Origin of the sequence: Desulfobacter curvatus DSM 3379, from assembly GCF_000373985.1 — a bacterium.
In the GTDB taxonomy this organism is placed as follows: Bacteria; Desulfobacterota; Desulfobacteria; order Desulfobacterales; family Desulfobacteraceae; genus Desulfobacter; species Desulfobacter curvatus.
In genome coordinates this window covers 1-1,440 of the sequence record NZ_KB893031.1, presented here as the reverse complement: position 1 = coordinate 1,440, position 1,440 = coordinate 1, and the positions used below count along the sequence as shown (strand labels likewise).

Here is a 1,440-nt window from a genome sequence, read left to right as displayed (position 1 = left end):
CTGGCCGTTGCCGTCAAAGGCCTGGAGAAATTCTTGAAAATAAAAGTTTCCAAGGAGATCTTTGACAATTCAACGGAGATGACCCCCTATTCCAATTCCATCTCTTTTCAGGAATTCAATGGCCGCGTTTACTGGCAGGAAAGCGACTAATGCGGGAAACCCGCAACCCATGTGCCGCTCCTCTTTTTCCTGTTTTTCAACATGAATTGAGGGGCACGGCACTGATTTGGATAGGTGTCTTATGATCAATGGCAACTGCGTTCGGAGCGAAATGAAACGAATATTATATTTTTTGCTTGGGTTTTCCTTTGTTATGTTCCCTGTCAAATATCTATATGCATTTACTCAAAATGGCTGCACATATCCAAATGTCTATTATGGCTCTCAAGCCGGATTTGAAAATTATGTTTATGAAGGTGCAAAAGAAGCATATATCGAAATGTACCCTTTTATAACGGATGTTTCGTTACATTTATTGGACTATTCCCCATATCCTAATAATAGCTGTGTCGATGTCTGGCTAACATATTATTCCAATGGGCGATATCGTACGGTAAAAGTTGCCGTACAAAAATGTTGGGTTTATCAAGATGGTGACCCTTATGGGACATCTGCTGAAAATGATACTGATAATGATGGCACTCCAGATAATCTCGACTTAAAACCCAATTCACCAGATGAATATAAAGCCGCAATTGTTTCCGTCTGTTACGATGAAAATAACAAAGTCGTTGCCGGTGTTATCCAAGATGGCGAAGGAAATCAATATTCCTTTGGCACGATGCCCACTGATTTTGAAGGCTATACAATTGAATCGGTTACCGGTGATCTTCGAACTTTTCAAACAGCGGAAGGCCTTGCGGCATCCTTAGAAAAATTAGACATTGATAATCTAAACATTACCAAACAAAACAACCCTGTTGAAATTCAGGATGACGGCACGATTGTCCCCGGGTCTACTGATCCCTTCAAAGATTATAGAGACGCTGAAGATGACCAAACAGAAGCAAAAAAACCGGACACCCAGCAAGCCCCTTCAGAACAACCGGATTCAAATGATATCGATTCAGACCGTTTGGATAAGATCATTAAGAATACCTCGTCAACAAATACAAATTTAGACAATATTCAAAAATACCTGGGAATAACAAACGATTACCTTGCCAAGATCAATGACAAAACCGGAACAGCGTCTTCCACTTCATCCGATGGGGCTGTTGTAACTGTAACCACACCCAGCGCGGATGAAATCGGTCAGGCAGTTGAAGATAATCTGATAGATCCGGGCCAAACGATAGACACGACCATTACCGATAATATCCCGGACCTGGATGAAACAGACACCCTAACTGCAATCAAAACCAAATATTCAGATAGATATGATCTTTTCATAACCACGTTAAAAGAATCAGATCTTTTCAGCCTTCCTTTTGACATTTT

1 protein-coding gene is annotated in these 1,440 nt (G+C 40.8%); it reads left to right on the top strand.

The features are described 5' to 3' along the window. Positions 1 to 271: 271 nt before the first annotated feature. On the top strand, positions 272 to 1,440 hold a 1,169-nt coding region (locus B147_RS28060; RefSeq protein ID WP_051085661.1), incomplete at its 3' end, for a hypothetical protein.